Raw genomic sequence first — 1,179 nt, forward strand, 5'->3', positions numbered from 1 at the left:
TTTTTGCTTATAAAAAAAGGGTAGCGATAAAAGCTACCCTTTGTGCTGTTATATTTGAGTTACCACACCTAAATACAACATGGGCAAAAATACATTTTTTACCGGACAGCCAATATTAAACCAGCTATTAAGTTTGATCGACCGGAATTCGGTCAGATCACTGGCCCGTCGTGGGGGTTACGACCGTTATTACAAGTACTTTGATACTTTTGGGCATCTGGTCACCATGCTCTATTGCAGCCTGAACAACTGCACCAGCAGCCGTGAGGTGGTCAGCGGGATGCATGCATGTCATACCAAGCTCCAACATCTGGGCATGATCAGTCCACCGGCAAGGAGTACACTGTGCGATGCAAATGCCAAAAGACCTTTTGATGTTTTTCAACAGCTCTATGAGCTTTTGTACAAACGTCACCGCCATCTTTTACCGGACAGCCGTTTGAGGCAATATGACAAACTCTTTATTGCCGATTCTTCCACCATCACACTTTTCCAGCGGATACTCGATGCACCCAGTCCGGGCAAAATGAACGGAAAAAGAAAGGGTGGCATGAAGGTTCACACCCTGATCGGTGCAGCCGAACATGTGCCCCTGAAAATCAGTTTTACTGCCGCCAGCGCGAATGATATGCCTTTCCTGAAGGAAATAGATCTTGAAGAAGGATCTTTTATCGTATTTGACAAGGGCTATGTGGACTATTCAGAATATGAAAGGATAGGCAAACAAGGTGCCTTCTTTGTTACCAGACAGAAAAAAGATGCGAGGTATGAAATCACAGCATCCAGAGAACTGAGCCAAAAGAGTATGGACTTTGGCGTATTGAATGACCAGACATTGATCCAGGGAACGCGCACACAAAAGGAAAAGATCAGACTCAAGGTACGCATGGTCACATTTTTCGATGCAGAATCAGGCCGTACATTCGAGTTCCTGACCAACAATTTCTCTCTGTTGCCCGAGGAAATTGCAGAGATATACAAAAAACGCTGGCTTATCGAGGTGCTCTTTAAAAGGGTCAAGCAGAACTTTCCACTCAAATATTTCCTCGGGGACAACGAAAATGCAATCAAGATACAGATATGGTGTGCCTTTATATCCGATTTGCTGATAAAGATCGTTCAGGTACAGCTCAAAAAGAAGTGGGCATTCTCAAACTTGAGGTCGATCATCAGGCTGCA

General features: G+C 44.4%; 1 protein-coding gene. It reads left to right on the forward strand.

What is annotated here, in order from left to right:
• Positions 1-79 precede the first annotated feature (79 nt).
• On the forward strand, positions 80-1,179 hold a 1,100-nt coding region (locus BLR60_RS24590), incomplete at its 3' end, for an IS4 family transposase (RefSeq protein WP_090505236.1).

The sequence above is a fragment of the Pedobacter terrae genome, assembly GCF_900100705.1.
GTDB lineage: Bacteria > Bacteroidota > Bacteroidia > Sphingobacteriales > Sphingobacteriaceae > Pedobacter > Pedobacter terrae.